Source organism: Microcoleus sp. S13_C5, assembly GCF_036700845.1.
GTDB lineage: Bacteria > Cyanobacteriota > Cyanobacteriia > Cyanobacteriales > Microcoleaceae > Microcoleus.
Genome location: NZ_JAUBPR010000015.1, coordinates 71,646 through 90,141 on the forward strand (window position 1 = coordinate 71,646; position 18,496 = coordinate 90,141).

The following is an 18,496-nucleotide window of genomic DNA, read 5'->3' on the forward strand; positions in this document are numbered from 1 at the left end:
TGCGTAGAGCGATCGAACTTTATTTAACTTAATATAATTTCCCCTGTTCCACACTTGTTACCAGGCAGAGCCTGGTAACGCAGATCCAGAGGCTCTGCCTCGATTTTCCTGGCGCTGGCGAGGCTCTGCCTCGCTTACATGGGTTCCCAGGCAGAGCCGGGGAACCAGTTAAATCGATCGATCGACCCGATAATGCAAAAATACCTCTTGTCCCACCTGTTTAACCGCCAAAAGTTCCAATTTTGGAGCTAAATCCGCCAAAAAACCCTTTCCCTCCACTGGTGTCGGTGCATCCGCCCCGCCCAAAATTAGCGGGCACACTGTCAGCCAAAGTTCGTCTACCAAGCCTGCAGCCAGCACAGACGCTACCAGTTTTCCCCCGCCCAGAATCGCCAAGCGTTTGATATCGAAGCTTGCTAGCTGTTGAAACGCATCAATCCAATCAATCTCTCCACCTGTGGTTTTCGCATAGATAATTCGATCAAATTGAGATGTTGCACCATTCTCAATAAGCCTTTTATGAACAGGCAAGATGCCTGTTGCACAAGAAAATTCATCTCTTGTGGAACGGGCATCTTGCCCGTTCTTGAGAATGGTGCCAGATGTGCGATCGAACTTACTGTCTTTTGTCGGGTACGGAGACGGCAATGCCGTGTGCCTACTGTCTTGCCCTATCAGCAGCCACCGAGGCACAGGTTGCTGGAAAAATCGCAAGTTTGGGTCAAATTCGGACGATCGCGAACATACAATTTGCACAGGTTGTGGGGGCTTCCCTTGCTGTTCCCTCTGTTTGACCAGTTCCGGCGAAATCACTCTCATCGTCGTCCCATAAGCCTGTAAAGTGCCGTTGCCGAACAAAACGGCGTCACTTGCTGCTACTTGCTGTTCGAGGTGGGCTTTGTCGTTGGCAGAAGCGAATCTCGCGGGCGATCGTACTGCATCTGCAATTTTACCGTCCGCACTAATCGCGAGTATTACTGTGGCGTGGGGTTCAGTCATTACTTATCAGAATTTCGCAGAACTTTTAACTGTAGCAATTCACAACTATTTGTAAAGTTTGTTTTCAACTCGCTCGCACTGGTTTTATTTGACGGATAATGTGGGTTTATTTATTTTGCAACCCCAGCGATCGCCCTACCAAAGTATTTACTTTTCTTTACAAACAGCAGATCAAAAAACGGCGCGACAGGTAAAAATTTCCTTGCAGACTTCAAATGCGTCGCGCGATCGACTAGAGTAAAAAAAATGGCTTTATCCGTTTATTCATCGCAAAGGAAACAAAGCTCATGGTTCAACGCGGTTCTACAGTCCGGATTCTCCGCAAAGAATCCTTCTGGTATCAAGAAGTGGGCACCGTTGCTACGGTAGACCAAAGCGGCATTAAATACCCAGTTATCGTTCGCTTTAACAACGTAAATTATGCAGGCGTCAACACCAACAACTTCGCCCAAAGCGAATTAGTGGAAGTGGCAGCACCCAAAGCAAAAGCGAAAACAGGGACTCCAGTAGCTTCCGGGGGCAAGCAAACCACGGTAGACGAGAAAACCCGGAAAACCGGCAGCGGAGGAGCCCCCCAGCAGCCGAAAACTTCGACGGACAGCAAACCGGGCGCCGAAGTGACCGGCAGCGTCGAAGGTTCGCCAAATCAAGGAACAGAACAACGCTAATTGTGCCAGAACTGCCAGAAGTTGAAACTATTTGCCGGGGTTTGAATCAAGCAACCCTCGATCGAGAAATGTTGGGCGGGGACGTGTTGTTAAACAGCACGATCGCCCGCTCAATATCTGCGACCGATTTTTTGACGCAACTCAAAGGAAAGTCGATCGCCCGCTGGTACAGGCGCGGCAAATATCTCCTGGCAGAACTATCTCAATTCCCAGAAGGAGAAAGGGAAAGGGGGAGAGAGGGAGAGGGGGAGAGGGGGAGAGTGGAAGAATTTCTTGCCCAAACTCCAAACTCTTCCCGAACGCCTTCTTTCTCCCCCTCCCTTTTGCCTTCAAAAGCCGGCTGGTTGGGCGTTCACTTGCGAATGACAGGACAACTGCTGTGGGTGAACAGATCCGAACCCCTGCAAAAACACGCGCGAGTGCGGCTATTCTTTGAAGGAAACCAAGAATTGCGGTTTGTAGACCAGCGCACCTTCGGGCAAATGTGGTACGTGCCGGCAGAAACCGAGGTTTCCAGCACCGTCATCGGTCTGAAACTTTTAGGGCCCGAACCGTTTTCAGACGAGTTTACAACAGAATATTTACTCCGCAAGCTGCATCGGCGGGCGCGACCCATTAAAACAGCTTTGCTAGACCAGGCACTGATAGCTGGTTTGGGCAATATTTACGCAGACGAAACTTTGTTTTTGTCGGGAGTGATGCCCACAACTCTGTGCGCGGATTTGACTGCAGAGCAAATTGGGCGCATCCATACAGCTATTATTCAAGTTTTACAGAAGGCGATCGAATCCGGTGGCACGACTTTTAGCAATTTTCTCAACGTCCAAGGTGTCAACGGCAACTACGGCGGCGTCGCTTGGGTGTACAATCGCGCCGGTCAACCCTGCCGCACTTGCTCGGCAACCATCGAACGTATAAAATTAGCAGGGCGATCGACTCATTTTTGCCCCATTTGTCAGACATAGGAAGCAGTCAATAGATTTTAGGCTTTAGATTTTAGATTTTAGATTTACCCGACGAATCGCACCCCTTTATTCCTTAGTCCGCGTAGGCGGACTTCGTTTGTTTAGTAGCGATTTCAATCGCCGAGTTACTTTCAAGCCAAATCTAGATTAAAATTTGTATAGTTTTTTAAACTAAACAAAGCAAGTTATGGCAATCAAGAAAGGCAGTATAGTTCGCGCTGTACGCGAAAAATTGGAAAACAGTCTAGAAGCCAAAGCCAGCGACCAGCGCTTTTCCTCGTATATATTTGAAACAAAGGGCGAAGTGATGGATGTTCGTGGCGACTATGCCTTCGTCAAATTTGGCAAAGTTCCCACCCCGAATATTTGGCTGCGGGTAGACCAACTCGAAGATTTTCAGTAACTCACCAAAACTAAACATCACTGTTCTTAATGTAGCGAAGGGTGCACACCGCGCACCTTTCCCCAATTAAGCTGATTGCTAAAATCTAAAATATAAAATCTAAAATCCAATGAATTCTCCATCAAACCGCGTATCAATTATTGGTGCAGGCAAAGTCGGCAGTACGTTAGCCCAGCGAATTGCTGAGAAAAATCTGGCAGATGTAGTATTGCTAGATATTGTGGAGGGTTGGCCACAGGGCGTTGCTTTGGATTTGATGGAAGCAAGGGGAGTGGAACGCCACGATCGCCAAATTGTCGGTACAAATGATTATACAGATACGGCCAACTCAAATATCATAGTAATTGCCGCCGGAGTGCCACGCAAACCCGGTATCAATCGGGAAGATTTAATTAAAATCAATGCTCGAATTGTCACCGAAGCCACAAAACAGGCGATCGAGCATTCTCCCGAAGCAATCTTAATCACAGTCACAAATCCCCTCGATATCATGACTTATTTAGCTTGGGAAGCTGCGGATTTGTCAAAACACCGAGTCATGGGTATGGGGGGAGTTCTCGACTCCGCACGCTTTCAAACTTTTATTGCAATGGAATTGGGCGTTTCAAATGCTGAAGTCAATGCAACTGTCATCGGTTCTCATGGCGATTTGATGGTTCCTTTGCCCCGCTATTCTACTGTCAACGGTATTCCCATCAATCAACTTATGGATGCTGGGGCGATCGATCGAATCGTACAGCGGACTCGCCACGGCGGCGCAGAAATTGTAGAATTGATGAAGACTGGTAGTGCTTATTTTGCACCCGCATCTGCTGTCTGTTTGATGGTAGAATCTATTTTATTTAATCAGTCGCGACTCTTGCCTTGCTGCGTTTATTTGCACGGCGAATACGGCGTGCAAGATATCTTTTTAGGAGTACCCTGCCGCTTGGGATATCAGGGAGTCGAACAAATAGTGGAACTCGAACTCAGCGATACTGAAAGAGCAGCCTTTATCGAGTCAGGCAAATTGGTTGCCGAAAATATTGAGGAAGCCAAGGCGATACTGAAAACTGCTTCTTAAGTTTGTAGCAGTTCCTTGCTCGTAGCAGCCGATGGCCACTTCAATATAATAATTTATATTGAGTATCACAGTGCGATCGCTCTGTCGGAAGTAGGCTTCTCGGATTTCAACCGCGCTTTGATAAAAAATATCATTGATCATGCTTGTTAGGCTGTATTTCACCAGCCTAAAAATGGTCGCAATGAACCGATCGATAAATATAAAATTTACTCTCAAAAATTTGGTAAAAACGCAAAAACTGGCAAAGCAGTTGAACTTTGTCTGCGCGAGAATACCCTCAGAGTTTCTCTATGAATTAAAGCAAAAATCTGCCATCTTTTCTTTACTACTAAACCAACAGCAGAAGCAGTCGGTTTTGGCTTATCTCTCACTCGCGATCGGATTGCCCAACAACACGGTGGCAGTTTAAAGGTAGAAAGCGAAATGCGAGTTTCTACGGAATTTGTCATTACTTTGCCCAAACTTTAATCCTCGCGATCCCCATTTCTATTGATCAAGCTTGAAATACCTTTACTTTCGCGAAAAATGTGATACCCTAAATATTTGTATTATCTAAAATTTTTACACTTGTCAAAAGTCGCAAAAATCTGCCAAAAAGTCTCCGCGCCTGCGAAGCTATCTCGAACGCGCGTGCGAACCTGTTGCGGTAGGGCATAGCCCTTGAGTTGAGCCAATTTAACCATAGCCGGCAACCTACCTCAAATGTTTTACGGAAAACTAACCTCTGATTCGGTGAATTTTAATCAGTTTAAAAAATCCAATCCATCGCATAAAACAATGAGAATGCAAGTAAAAATATCTAAATTTTTGGCTTAACCCAAAGGCTGTATAAAATCTAATTTAGGACAGATAAATAGAGAATAATGAAAACTCTAGAAAAGCCGATCGCCTAAATTTAAACAAATTTTAATAGATGCGAACTCAACAGGATATTCGATCGCAAAACCAAGGAAACGATAGATCGAGTTTGTGGTAATAATAAAAAGGTGACAATTGCAACCGAAGGCGACCAAAAAAATGTCAAAATTAGTCAGGGACGCTCCTCCCGATCACGCAATGGAACCGGGTTTCTTCGTTCCACTTTCGGAGTTTCCCTAACTTAATTACGTTAATAAACCGGATTTATGTGTAAGTTTTGTTAGCATTATTCTCAATAATTGACAATTTATGAAGTAGCAAGTTATGCCTTTTTTCAGTAAATGTACGGGAGCGAAGATAGTCGATTGACCTCCCAATCTCGAAAAAATACGGAAATGCAGCCTGAGTAGCTGCTAAGTGCTAGCAGAAGGAGGAGAATATGTTCTTTGCCCTTTTGAGTTACCAGGCTCAACTTGCAGAACACTATTGAGATGCCATCAACCTCGATAACAAACCGCAAAATAACTAAAGAAAAAGCATTATGTTTCATGAATACCTGTATCACGAAGTCAGCAACCTGCGCGAGAAACTAGCTCACCTAGAAAGACAAACGCAGTCTCAAACCTGGTTTAAAAAGCTGCAAGCGCTGATGGGAGTTATTGGCAAAATTCGTGAATCCCTAGACTTAGAAACAATATTCAAAATCACAGCCACCGAAGTTCGGCAACTCCTAAATGCCGATCGAGTCGCTGTCTATCGCTTCTTTCCCGAATCCGAATTCAACGAGGGTGAAGTAGTTTCCGAAGACGTACTGCCCCAATACAGCCCATCTTTGGGAGCAAGAGTCCGCGACTACTGCTTCGGCGAACAATTTGCCGCCAACTATGCCAAAGGATACGTTCAAGCAGTCACGGACATTTACAAAGCCAGGTTGAGCCCTTGTCACCTCAAAATCCTCAAGCGGTTTCAAATCCGAGCCAACTTAGTCGTACCGCTGCTGCAAGGGCAACATTTGTGGGGATTGCTGTGCATTCACTCCTGCGGTCAACCCCGCCAGTGGCAAGAAGACGAAATCGAGTTTGCCAGACAAGTAGGCGACCATTTAGCAGTTGCCATCCACCAAGCCGAACTGCACTGGCAAACCCAGAGGCAATTAGCAGAAATCGAAGCGGCACAACAGAAACTCCGCGACAGCGAGCAAAAATATCACCAAATTCTCGATTCGATCGCCGATATAGTATTAGTCAAAGGCCCTCAATCAAAAATCGTCTGGGCTAATAAAGCATTCCGCGACTATTACGGCATGACTGAAGAGGAACTTCAAGGCATCGTAGACGCACCTTTCGCCGATACCGACCATACTCTCCAGTACATTAAAGATGACGCCTTCGTATTTGAAACCGGACAGACTCTAGAAATTTCCGAAGAACCGATCACGCGGCACGATCAAGAAGTGCGAATGTTTAGTACAGTCAAAACACCGATCCGCAACGCAGACGGCCAAATCGTCATGACTGTCGCCGTCTCCCGCGACATGACGGAACGCAAAAAAACAGAAGAAGCCGTCAAAGCCAGCGAAACCAAATACCGCAGCTTGGTAGAAACATCCCAAGACATGATTTGGTCTGTCGATGCTTCAGGACGCTACACCTTCGTCAACCCAGCAGTTAAGTACATCTACGGTTACGAACCAGAAGAAATGATCGGTCGGCCGTTCTCCGACTTTGTGACACCAGAACAAAGCCAGAAAGATTTAGAAGTTTTCGCCCGGTTGTTGACCGGAGAATCAATTTTCCAGTACGAAACTACCCAAATCGCCAAAGACGGCAGCATGAAACATTTGATGTTTAACGCGATCGCCCTCTACGACGAAACCGGAAACTGCCTCGGCACGACCGGTACAGCCACCAACATTACCGATCGCAAGCGCGCAGAAGCAGCCTTACAACACGCCAACGCAGAACTAGAGCGCAGAGTAGAAGCACGCACGGCCGAACTGCGCCAGACTTTTGCCGCCCTCACGGCTAGCGAAACCCGGTTCCGGACGATCGCGGCCACCATCCCCGGAGCTCTGTTCCAATTTTGCAACCGGGACGGAGTTTGGCAAGTTGACTACGTTAGCGATCGCGTCTTCGAGCTCACGGGCGTCACAGCAGCAGAAATGACGCGAGACTTAAATACATTCATTTCCCGCGTCCACCCCGAAGACTTGGAAAGCTACATCGCCTCCGTCTGCGAAGCCGTAGAAAACCTTTCTCTGTGGCATTACGAAGGGCGGTTAGTCAAGCCCGACGGCGAGATTCGCTGGTGGCAGGGCGACTCAATGCCCACCCGCAGCGAAACCGGCGAAATCGTATTTTGCGGCGTTTTGCTCGACATTACCGATCGCAAAGTTGCCGAAACCGCCATCCGCCACAGCCAGCGGCAGCTACAAGAAGCCCAGAGACTAGCCCATGTCGGCAATTGGGAACTCGACGCAGCCACCGAAACCCTCACTTGGTCGGAAGAACTCTTCCGCATATTCGGGATCGAACCGGCCGCCTTTGCCCCCAACCTAGCCGAACAGGTCGCTCTGATTCATCCAGAAGATTTGGAATTGTGGCAAACTCAAGTGCAGCGGGGACTCGCAACAGGTATCCCCTTTGATTTTGACTTTCGCCTTTACCGTCCCGACGGCACCTTGCGACACGTGAACGCCCTCGGCAAAGCCGAAACCGATGTGAACGGCAAGGTAGTAAAACTGTTTGGTACGGCGATCGACATTACCGATCGCAAAGCCGCCGAAGCAGCACTACGGCAAGCAGCAGTCGAGTTAGAAGACAGAGTGAGCGATCGCACGGTCGAACTTTCCCAAGCAGTCACCCAATTAGAACAAGAAATTGGCGATCGCAAACAGGCAGAAGCAGCGCTGCAAGTTTCCGAGCAAAACCTGCGGACAATCTTTAACAATGTTTACGATGCTATCTTCATTCACGATTTAGAAGGAAACATTCTCGATGTCAATAATCGAATGTTAGAAATGTACGGAGTTAGCCCGGAACAAGCAACAAAATTATCAATTAAAAACGACTATTCAACAGACGACAATCCCATTGAACAAATGGAAGAACTTTGGGAAAGAGTATTAGCAGGCGAAACAGGTCGCGTGGAATGGAAAGCGAGGCGTCCCAACGACGGTTCAACTTTTGATGCAGAAGTTGCCTTGTCGAGAATTAATCTCAACGGCAATCTCAGCATCATTGCCAACGTCCGAGATATTAGCGATCGCAAACAGGCAGAAGCAGAACTGCAACACGCTCAAAATTTTATGGAATCAGTGCTCAAAACCATACCCGTAGGAGTGGTTGCCAAGGATGCCCAAGAACTGCGGTTTGTTCTGTGGAACCCAGTAGCTGAACAGTTACTAGGTTTCAGTGCAGCAGAAGTTATGGGCAAAAATGATTACGACTTTTTCCCAACAGAACAAGCTGATTTTTTCACCGCCAAAGACCGGGAAGTGCTCAACAGCGGGCAAATTGTAGAAATCGCCGAAGAAGAGATTGAAACGGGCCAAGGAGAAACGCGGATATTTCATACCAAGAAAACAGCAATACTCGATGCTGATGGCAAACCGCAATATCTATTAGCTGTCACCGAAGACATTACCGATCGCAAGCGGGGAGAAATTGCCTTGAGGCGATCGGAAGCCCGACTCAGACAGCAGGCCGATCGAGAAAAATTGCTCAACAACCTCACTACTCAAATCCGCAATTCCCTCGATTTCGACAGCATTATTGCTGTCGCAGTCCAAGAAATTCGGGCTTTCATGCAGATTGATCGGTGCTATTTTTCCTGGTACCGTAGCGAACAAGAAGAGGCTTTTTGGGAAATTATTCAAGAATCTCGCAGAATAGAACTTCCCGATTTAATAGGTTGCTATAAAGCTTCTGACTTCGGCACTATAGGAGAACAGATGTTGCGTCTAGCAACGCTGCAAATCGATGATGTCGGAGCAATCGCAGACCCTGTTTGGAGAAGGTCTCTTAGTTCTATGGGCTACCGATCTGTGTTGGCAATTCCGATGCAGGCACTTTCGGGAGTGGTGAGTGTTATTACCTGCTCCCACTCCGCTTCTGTCCGGCATTGGAGCGACAGCGAAGTGGAATTATTGCAAGCGATTACAGTTCAATTGGCGATCGCCCTCAACCAAGCCGATCTTTACGCCCAAACTCGCAATAAAGCTCTCGAATTAGAACAAACCTTGCAGCAATTAACCAGCACTCAATCGCAGTTAATTCAAAATGAAAAAATGTCGAGTCTCGGTCAACTTGTGGCAGGAGTGGCCCACGAAATCAACAACCCAGTTAACTTTATTTACGGCAATCTCACCCACGCCAACGACTATACTCAAGACTTGCTACACCTGATCGAACTTTACCAAAATCACTATCCCGATCCCGTCCCGGAAATTCAAGAGGAAGTAGACAATATTGAACTAGACTTTCTAATGGAAGACTTGCCAAAGTTGCTTTCTTCAATGAAAGTCGGTGCAGACAGAATTCAACAAATTGTTGCTTCTCTCCGCACATTTTCCCGCATGGACGAAGCGGAAATGAAAGCAGTCAAGATCCACGACGGCATAGATAGCACCCTGATGATTTTGCAGCACCGGCTCAAAGCTAAACACAATCATCCAGAAATTGAGGTGATTAAAGAATACGCTGAACTACCCTTAGTAGAATGTTATGCCGGACAGTTAAATCAAGTATTTATGAACATCTTGAGCAATGCTTTGGATGCTTTGGAAGAACGGGATCTGCGCCGTTCTGCTGAGGAAATGCGGGAACAGCCCAGCCACATCCGCATCCGCACTGAAATATCGCCAGCGGGCAAGGTAATCATTCGGATTGCTGACAACGGGCCGGGAATACCGGAGACTGTCGGCACTCGGCTTTTTGACCCGTTTTTTACCACTAAACCTGTGGGTAAAGGCACTGGGATGGGCTTGTCAATTAGCTATCAAATTGTTACAGACAGACACAAAGGTTCGCTGAAATGTACTTCTTCGCCGGGACAGGGTACAGAATTGGCGATCGAGATTCCCCTCAAAGCTAATTGTTAATGGGGGATTGGTAAGTTGTAATATCAAATCCGTTAGCATCGGAATAGTAAATTCGAGTTCACTGTTGACGGTTGACTGTTGACTGTTCACGGCGTCAACAGTCAACCGTCAACCGTCAACATCATCCCGGTGTAACCGGAAATGATATGAGTTTGTAGCAAAAATGTCTTCACGGGGTGACGAACTATTTACCAATCTGTACCTAACTCAGTCCATAATTGCTATATTACCGAGATTTATCAGGATTTCAGTCACGGCAGAACTGTCCAAAGGTTTAGAAAACCAATATCCCTGAGCTAATTCGCAGTCGAGTTCTCGAAGCTGTGCTAACTGTTCGGCTGTCTCTACACCTTCGGCGATCGCATTTAATCCCAAATTGTGAGCCAAAGTTACGATCGCCCGCACAATCTGCAAAGGCTGGCCCCCGTCGTCACCATTTTCTACAGCCCCCAAGCGGCTGACAAAAGATCGATCAATCTTCAGTGTATCCAGTGGAAAACGGTGCAAGTAACTCAAAGACGAATACCCAGTACCGAAATCGTCGATCGACAATCGAATATTTCTACCTTTTAATTGGGCTAGCACAATATTGGCTTTTTTGACATTTTCCACGATCGCGCTTTCAGTAATCTCCAATTTTAAACAGCTCGGATCGCAGCCCGTTTCTGCTAAAATTTCATCGATTTCCTCGATTAAATTCGGAAAACCTAACTGTTTAGGAGAGAGATTGACGCTCATTGTTAATTGCGAAGGATCAATAATTGGTAATTTAAAATTAGGAATTGGTACCTGGGAACTTGTACTGAACGTAGCCGAAGTATTGGTAATTGGGAATTGGGAATTGGTAATAGAGGAGTGAAAATCGCTAATCGGGAATTGGTAACTGGGAATTGGTAATTTTTTACCTATTCTTTCTTTCCTGTGACCAATACTGGGGCTACGCTCAGTAAAAGTCTCGTGTTCCTCATTCCCTGTATCTGTTACATCAGTTAAATCCCCTACATTGCCCGTTGCCCTCTTCCCTGTTGTTACCCTAAGCGAAGTCGAAGCGCCTTCTTCCTTCTGGTTACCCTGAGCAACTTGTCCTGAGTGCAGCCCAAGGGAGTCGAAGGGCCTTGTTCCGACTTCCATTGGACTTCTTCCCTGTTCCTCAGTTAACATTTCTTGCCAAATCCGCAATTGCTGACAAGCTTCCCGCAACACCCAGGCTCCCAGAGGCACGATCAAACCTGTTTCTTCAGCTACAGGGATAAAAGTAGACGGCGGAACTAGACCCCGAACTGGGTGGTGCCAGCGCACCAAGGCCTCAAAACCTTCGAGCGCACCGCTGGCGATCGAAACAATCGGTTGGTAGTGCACAATAAAGTGCGAACATTGATCCTTGCTCTCTCCTAATTCCTCCTTGCCCAAAATAGCCAACCGCAGGTCAGTTTCTAACTGCAACAGCGACATAGTTTGGTCGTGCATCGCCAAATTAAACACTTCGTGGCGGGCCTTACCCAAAGCTTTAGCGCGGTACATAGCGATGTCAGCATCGCGTAGGAATTCTTCCGGGTGAGTGTACGGATTCGATTCGCCAGTGTCGGTGGCTTCGCCTCGACTGAAAACAATGCCTATGCTAGCGGTGGTAAATACTTCGTGCCCTTCGAGATGAAACGGCTTCGTCAGTTCTTTTTGTATCTTTTTAGCTGCGAGGGTGGCGTCGCTTAGGCTCTGAATGTGGTCTAGCAGGATGGTGAATTCGTCTCCCCCCAGCCGGGCGACGGTATCAGAAACCCGGACGCAGGTTTGCAGTCGCTCCGCGAGGGCGATTAGCAGTTTGTCTCCTAAAACGTGTCCTAAAGAATCATTAACTACTTTGAAGCGGTCTAAATCTAGGAAAAGTAAACCAAATTTGTAATCGGGGGACTGATTGGATCGGCGGATGGCTTGTCCTAGCCTGTCTAGGAACAAAACGCGGTTGGGCAAACCTGTCAGGGCATCGTGAAAAGCGCCGTGCAGCAGTTCCCGTTCTACTCGCTTGCGCTCGGTGACATCTCGGATAATAATCTGGGCGGCGGTCGAGCCTTGATAAGTAGCGGGGATGCCGGCAACTTCAACGTCTATTATTTGTCCATCGAACCGAATCAGTTTTTGTTCGGCAAGGTCGAGCGGCTGATTTTCTATCTCGACTAGCCGAATGCGCTCTGTGGCTATTTCCACATAGTTTGGATGGACGAAATGCAATACTGGAAAGCCGATGAGCGCTTCGGGAGAACTCGCACCGAGGAGTTTCGCGCCGGCAGCATTGATGTAGGCGATTTTCCCTTGACTGTGAACGGCGATCGCTTCGGGAGATAGTTCTACTAAACGGCGATAGCGTTCTTCACTTTCTTTGAGAGATACTATTAACTCGCATCGCTCTTTTTCAGCTTGCTGGCGTTCGACTTCCATTTGGTGAACCGCCAGAATTTTGCCAATACTTTGAGCCATCAATTCTATAATTTCTATTTCCTCATACTTGAACTTTCTTTTTTTGATCTCTCGCGAACTAAAACTCAAGGTACCGTAAGTTTTATTGTTAACAAATATCGGCGTTCCGATGTAAGATTCTGCCTGGCAGTTCTGATAAGCAGGATGTTCGCGCATCTCAATATCTGCTCCTATATGAGAATACGCAACTGTTTTGTTAAGTTTAATTACTGCCGCGCAGTAAGTATCGCTGAGGTTCAATTCTAAGCCTCGCACGAAGTATTCTAAATCTGTTTTAGCTGCTCGGACAATAAAAGTCTCGCTGTCAACTTCAGCCATGATGCCCATAGAAAGTCCAAACATCAAACAGCCTGCTGTTAGATAATCGTCAACCAGTTCTTCAAAGTTTTGATAATGATAAGTTGTAATCCGGTGCAAGTGTTTGAGATTAGCGCTAAAAGCTGCTAAAGCTTGAGACTTTAAAAATAATTCTTCTTCCGAGCGCTGGCGGTCGGTAATGTCTGTTTGTACTCCAATAAAGTGAGTTAAGTGTCGCCGCGAGTTGTAAATCGGAGCGATCGACAGTTCGTGCCAAAAAGGCGTGCCGTCTTTCCGAAAGTTGCGTAATATAACTTGAGATTCTCTGCCCTCTTCAATGGCAATTCGCAATTGTTTGGCAGCGGGGCTGTCAGTGTCTGTGCCCTGCAAAAATCGGCAATTTTTGCCCATTAACTCGTCTCTGCTATAACCAGTAATCCGCTCAAAACTCGGATTGACATAAATAATCGGATTATCTACAACGGTCGCGTCGGTGATTGCAATGCCGTTGCTGCAACTTTCGATCGCCCGTTCCATCATTTGTAAGCGCTCTTGCGATCGAATCCGCTCGATCGCCGCAGCTAACACGTTGGCGATCGCTTCTACAAAATAAACATCATCTTGACTGAAAACCCGCCTTTGGCTGGTATGAACCCCCAAAATGCCCCAGGCCTGCGAGGAGGAACTGTTCGTTGGTTCTGCTTGTCCCCAGTTGCTCCCCAGCCCTCGATTGCCGGGAATGATCACCGTAACGCCGCTGACAGCGCGGTGGTTGTGCAGCAGTGGCAACTCGCTAAAGCGTGTTTCCACCCGCAAGTCTTCCACGATTGTCGGTTCACCCACTCGCAATGTGTAACCTGCTTGCGATCGGGCAGAAGCGGCAACAGTAGCGCTGCCGACGAGGCCCGGCTGCCAGCCAACCCCCGCTCGCAGGAGAAAAGCATGACCAGAGGGCAACAGTTCTAACAACTGGCAATACTCAACGTCCAGGGTTTGAGCAATTAAAACCGCAGCTTTGTCCATCAGTGCGGACAAATCTGTTTCGGCGAGGGCCTGCTGCCCCAAGTAAGCGACGGCCGCTTGCTGGCGAGCCCGCGAGTGAATTGACGTGAGCAATTCCTGCTCCTTGGCGGCCGCTCGCTTCCGATCCGTAATGTCGCTGAACACCGACAAAACAGCTTTCCCCGACACCAATGTCAGATACCGCATCGATACACTTGCCCAAAATAGCGTGCCGTCAGCTTTTTTAAGCCGGACTTCTGTCTCGCGGACGTGTCCGTTGCGGGCGAGCCGCAACAGCAATTCTTGGCGCTCTGCAGGTTTGTGGTACAGCATTTCGGCTTTTTGGCGGTCGATCGACTTGAATCCTGTGAACCCGAAAGCCTGACGGCATAAATCGTTACTATAAAGAATTGTGCCGTCCGCCAGACTGCTCACGATCAGGGGTATTGGCATCGAGTTGGCGATCGTCAGCAGTAATTCTTTGGTTCCTTGCAGCTCTTTGTACAAATCTGGCTTGGAGGCCCAGCCGTGAGAGTCTTCAGAGTTTTCAGGGATAAAACTTTCCATTTTTCAATCTATCCATTAGCAAGACAACTTTTTTAAACTTGTGGTAAATGACGATTTCAAACGCAGAGCATTGGTAACAACTGAAGACTTAATTTCATTTGTCAATCAGTAAGATTACTCAAAAAAACTGCTTTTCTAGGAGTAGAAAATGCGCGATTTGGGAGTGGGTGGGCATAAATATGGCGTTTGGCATGATTCCTCGATCGCGCCAATCTGAGTTTTGTACCCAAAATTCGAGTAAATTCTGAGCATAATTGCTCATTGACAAATGCTTCCCTAGCTTTAGTTGTCAGGGATGGATGCAGAGGACGATCGACAGTAGTCCACAACACATTAATCTTAACCACAACAATGCAACTGAAGGCCTCTAAACTGCTGGGCTGGAGTTTGATATTTTGCACTCCCGGTGGAGAACACATCTGTCTTTGGTATGACAATCTACTGTTTTTAAAGTTGCGTTAAGTTTTTATGTAGAGCGAGGTACTTTACCCAATGTGCAGCGGAAGCTCCTAATCTAAAAAGTAAAGTCACCTGCTTGCCAACCACTGAATACTATCCGAGGAGAGAGGAGAAATGCTTGAATCTTACCGCCGTAACGCTGCCGAACGGGCCGCTTTGGGAATTCCCGCGCTGCCGCTAGACGCCCAGCAAACGTCGGAACTGTGTGAACTGCTGAAAAATCCGCCGGCTGGAGAAGAAGAAACCTTAATAGAATTATTGCGCGATCGCGTCCCGCCCGGAGTAGACAACGCCGCCTACGTCAAAGCTGGTTTTTTAACTGGCATTGCTAAAGGCGAAATCCACAGCCCCCTAATTGCTCCCAAATGGGCAGTTTACCTGCTGGGGACAATGATGGGCGGTTACAACGTCCAATCTTTAATTGATTTGCTCAACCCCACTGCCGAAATTGCCATTCCCGCCACCGCGGCCCGGGCACTGAGCAAAACGTTGTTAGTATTCGATGCTTTCCACGACGTTATAGCTTTGTCTGATACCAATCCCTACGCCAAGCAGGTAGTCGATTCTTGGGCGGATGCCGAGTGGTTTACGGGTCGTCCTGTATTGCCAGAAGCGATTACCGTTACAGTCTTCAAAGTTCCCGGAGAAACCAATACTGACGACTTGTCCCCAGCACCTCATGCTACTACGCGGCCGGACATTCCCCTACACGCTTTGGCGATGCTGGAAAGTAAGATGCCAGGAGCTTTGCACACCATTGCAGATTTAAAGCTAAAAGGCCATCCGGTAGCCTATGTTGGTGATGTTGTCGGTACTGGTTCCTCGCGGAAATCGGCGATTAATTCAGTGCTGTGGCACATTGGCAATGATATTCCGTTTGTGCCGAACAAGCGCAGTGGCGGTTATATTTTAGGAAGTGCGATCGCCCCGATTTTCTTCAATACCGCTGAAGATTCCGGCGCATTGCCGATCGAATGTGATGTCTCCAAAATGGAAACAGGAATGGTAATTACCATCCATCCCTACAAAGGCGAAATCACCAACGAAGCCGGAGAAATTATCTCCACCTTCACCCTCAAACCCGACACAATTCTAGACGAAGTTCGCGCCGGTGGCCGAATTCCGCTATTAATTGGACGAACTTTAACCGACAAAACCCGCGCAGCTTTAGGACTAGAACCTAGCACTATTTTTACCCGTCCCACAATCCCAGTAGATACGGGCAAAGGCTTCACTTTAGCACAAAAAATGGTAGGTAAAGCTTGCGGTTTGTCCGGCGTTCGTCCCGGTACATCCTGCGAACCTGTCATGACAACAGTCGGCTCGCAAGATACCACCGGGCCGATGACTCGGGACGAATTAAAAGAACTTGCTTGTTTGGGATTTAGCGCGGATTTTGTAATTCAAAGTTTCTGCCACACCGCCGCTTATCCGAAACCAGTTGATGTCAAAACTCACCATGAATTGCCCGATTTCATGTCACAGCGGGGCGGCATAGCTTTGCGTCCCGGAGACGGCATAATTCACTCCTGGCTGAACCGGATGTTATTGCCAGATACAGTGGGAACTGGCGGCGATTCTCACACTCGTTTTCCTTTGGGAATTTCCTTTCCTGCTGGTTCGGGATTAGTGGCTTTTGCTGCCGCTTTGGGCGTCATGCCTTTGGATATGCCGGAATCAGTTTTAGTGCGGTTTAAAGGTGAATTGCAGCCCGGAGTAACGCTGCGGGATGTTGTGAATGCAATTCCCTATGTGGCAATTCAAAAAGGTTTGCTAACCGTCGAAAAACAGAACAAGAAAAACATCTTTTCTGGGCGGATTATGGAGATTGAAGGTTTGCCTGATTTGAAGGTCGAGCAGGCTTTTGAATTGACTGATGCGACGGCCGAGCGTTCTTGCGCGGGATGCACGATTAAATTGAGCGTGGAGACTGTTTCCGAGTACATTCGCTCCAATGTCGCGCTGCTGAAAAACATGGTGGCGCGGGGCTATCAAGATGCGCGGACGATGATGCGCCGGGTGGCGAAGATGGAGGAATGGCTGGCAAATCCCGTGCTGATGGAGGCGGATGCTGATGCGGAATACGTTGAAATCATCGAAATCGATCTGAACGAGATTACAGAACCCATTGTGGCTGCTCCCAATGACCCGGATAATGTTAAGTTGTTGAGTGAGGTTGCGGGCGATCGGGTTGACGAAGTATTTGTCGGTTCTTGCATGACAAATATCGGTCACTACCGCGCCACTGCAAAGGTGTTGGAAGGTGCAGGCGAAGTGAAAACTCGCCTGTGGATTTGTCCGCCAACTCGCATGGACGAACAGCAACTCAAAGAAGAAGGTTATTACAGTATTTTTGGAGCCGCTGGAGCGCGTACAGAAATGCCAGGATGCAGTCTTTGTATGGGCAATCAAGCGCGGGTTAAAGATGCGACAACGGTTTTTTCCACTTCTACTCGTAATTTCAACAACCGTATGGGTAAAGACGCGCAAGTTTATCTCGGTTCTGCCGAATTAGCAGCAGTTTGTTCGCTGTTAGGTCGCATTCCTACAGTCCAAGAATACAATGACATTGTGTCGAAGAGAATCGATCCTTTTGCTGGTGATTTGTATCGGTATTTGAATTTCGATCAAATTGCTGGTTTTGAGGATGAAGGACGAGTGATTGCTTTGGAAGATATGCCTCGCATTGAGGATCTTTTGGGGATTCCTGATGGTGTTTTGAGCAAGTAAAAAGTGTGGCGGGCGATCGGCTGTATTCATCTGAGTCCATCAGCGTATATCTGCCGACATCTGCGGTTAAAACTCAAAGAAACCGGGTTTTTTACAGTTTCTACGGGCTGTAACGCATCTTCTGGGCAAAAACCCGGTTTCTGACCACTCGTGCGTCCAGGACTATTCTTTAATCCCAAATCCAAAATTTAAAATCCAAAATGAATTGACAGCCACCCCCTCTGCGGCCAGGGCTGTTTCATTCTCTTGTAGGGGCTGCCCCCCGTGGCTGCCCCCATGTCCCAAATGCTTGTAAAATCGTCTGTGGGTAGGGGCGGGCATTCTTGACACCGCCCCTACAAAAGCCTGATTTTCGTGAGAATGAAACTGCCCTGTGATGTTGGCACGATATACTTGTCGTTCTGATTCAATTCTAATCAAGGTCTGGAGTCCCGGAAATTTAGGAAGGTCTGTCAAATCCTGTGTAATACTCACTGTCCTTTTTTCAATACGACCATGACCTTTATTCATTTTTTGAGCGCTCTGTTGTGATTTAAAACAGCCTTTGACTGCTTTTAGTAATCCAGATTGGTTGCCCTTGAGTACACCCACATAATCATTCTCACTGTCAACGATCACCTGAAGTGTTTTTTTTGGGTGCTAATGGCATCAAAGGCAAAAACCACGCCCTTGACTGCCATCTGTTCGATAAATGCAGGAATTGCTGTGATTTCGTTTGTTTTTGAATCCACCTCATAAGGTTCGAGAATCAAGCCCCGCTCAACAATGTAGGCGCTAAGTAGGTCGGCGCGAAAAAACCTAACTATGTTAAAATAAGTAAACACAGAGAATAGATCGGCTCTCCTGAGTTTATGGTGTAAAATAGATCAACCAATACAGTTATAGTGATGAGCTTTCATTTAGACTATCTAT

General features: G+C 47.4%; 11 protein-coding genes. 8 read left to right on the forward strand and 3 right to left on the reverse strand.

Going from position 1 to position 18,496, the window contains the following annotated elements:
• Positions 1-168: 168 nt before the first annotated feature.
• The gene (locus QUA04_RS06765) at positions 169-999 is read right to left on the reverse strand and encodes a RibD family protein (protein ID WP_333255045.1); all 831 of its coding nucleotides are present in this window, start codon (positions 997-999) and stop codon (positions 169-171) included.
• Positions 1,000-1,057: 58 nt separating this feature from the next.
• On the opposite strand from QUA04_RS06765, the gene QUA04_RS06770 reads away from it, so the two are divergent.
• The 7 genes from QUA04_RS06770 to QUA04_RS06800 all read left to right on the forward strand — a co-directional run bounded on the left by QUA04_RS06770 (position 1,058) and on the right by QUA04_RS06800 (position 10,057).
• Entirely contained in the window at positions 1,058-1,240 is a 183-nt protein-coding gene (locus tag QUA04_RS06770; protein WP_333255047.1) for a hypothetical protein, read from the forward strand.
• Positions 1,241-1,286: 46 nt separating this feature from the next.
• A complete protein-coding gene (locus QUA04_RS06775; protein WP_333255049.1) occupies positions 1,287-1,667 on the forward strand; it encodes a photosystem I reaction center subunit IV in 381 nt (126 codons plus the stop codon).
• Between the two features lie 2 nt (positions 1,668-1,669).
• On the forward strand, positions 1,670-2,632 hold the full coding sequence (locus tag QUA04_RS06780) for a DNA-formamidopyrimidine glycosylase (protein ID WP_333255051.1): 963 nt from the start codon (positions 1,670-1,672) through the stop codon (positions 2,630-2,632).
• A gap of 187 nt (positions 2,633-2,819) precedes the next feature.
• Entirely contained in the window at positions 2,820-3,035 is a 216-nt protein-coding gene (locus tag QUA04_RS06785) for an NAD(P)H-quinone oxidoreductase subunit O (protein ID WP_333053996.1), read from the forward strand.
• Between the two features lie 109 nt (positions 3,036-3,144).
• Positions 3,145-4,098, forward strand: a complete 954-nt coding sequence (gene mdh, locus QUA04_RS06790) for a malate dehydrogenase (protein ID WP_333255053.1) — start codon at positions 3,145-3,147, stop codon at positions 4,096-4,098.
• 306 nt (positions 4,099-4,404) lie between these two features.
• A complete protein-coding gene (locus QUA04_RS29910; RefSeq protein ID WP_445242293.1) occupies positions 4,405-4,566 on the forward strand; it encodes an ATP-binding protein in 162 nt (53 codons plus the stop codon).
• 931 nt (positions 4,567-5,497) lie between these two features.
• Entirely contained in the window at positions 5,498-10,057 is a 4,560-nt protein-coding gene (locus tag QUA04_RS06800; RefSeq protein ID WP_333255057.1) for a PAS domain S-box protein, read from the forward strand.
• 207 nt (positions 10,058-10,264) lie between these two features.
• Here the strand turns inward: QUA04_RS06800 and QUA04_RS06805 are convergent, their stop codons facing one another.
• Entirely contained in the window at positions 10,265-14,395 is a 4,131-nt protein-coding gene (locus tag QUA04_RS06805) for an EAL domain-containing protein (RefSeq protein ID WP_333255059.1), read from the reverse strand.
• Between the two features lie 573 nt (positions 14,396-14,968).
• Between QUA04_RS06805 and acnB the strand changes: the two genes are divergently transcribed.
• Positions 14,969-17,584: a bifunctional aconitate hydratase 2/2-methylisocitrate dehydratase gene (gene acnB / locus QUA04_RS06810; RefSeq protein WP_333255060.1), complete on the forward strand. Its 2,616-nt coding sequence runs from the start codon at positions 14,969-14,971 to the stop codon at positions 17,582-17,584.
• Positions 17,585-17,746: 162 nt separating this feature from the next.
• On the opposite strand, the gene QUA04_RS06815 is transcribed toward acnB, so the two are convergent.
• Entirely contained in the window at positions 17,747-18,058 is a 312-nt protein-coding gene (locus tag QUA04_RS06815; protein ID WP_333255062.1) for a hypothetical protein, read from the reverse strand.
• Positions 18,059-18,496 lie beyond the last annotated feature (438 nt).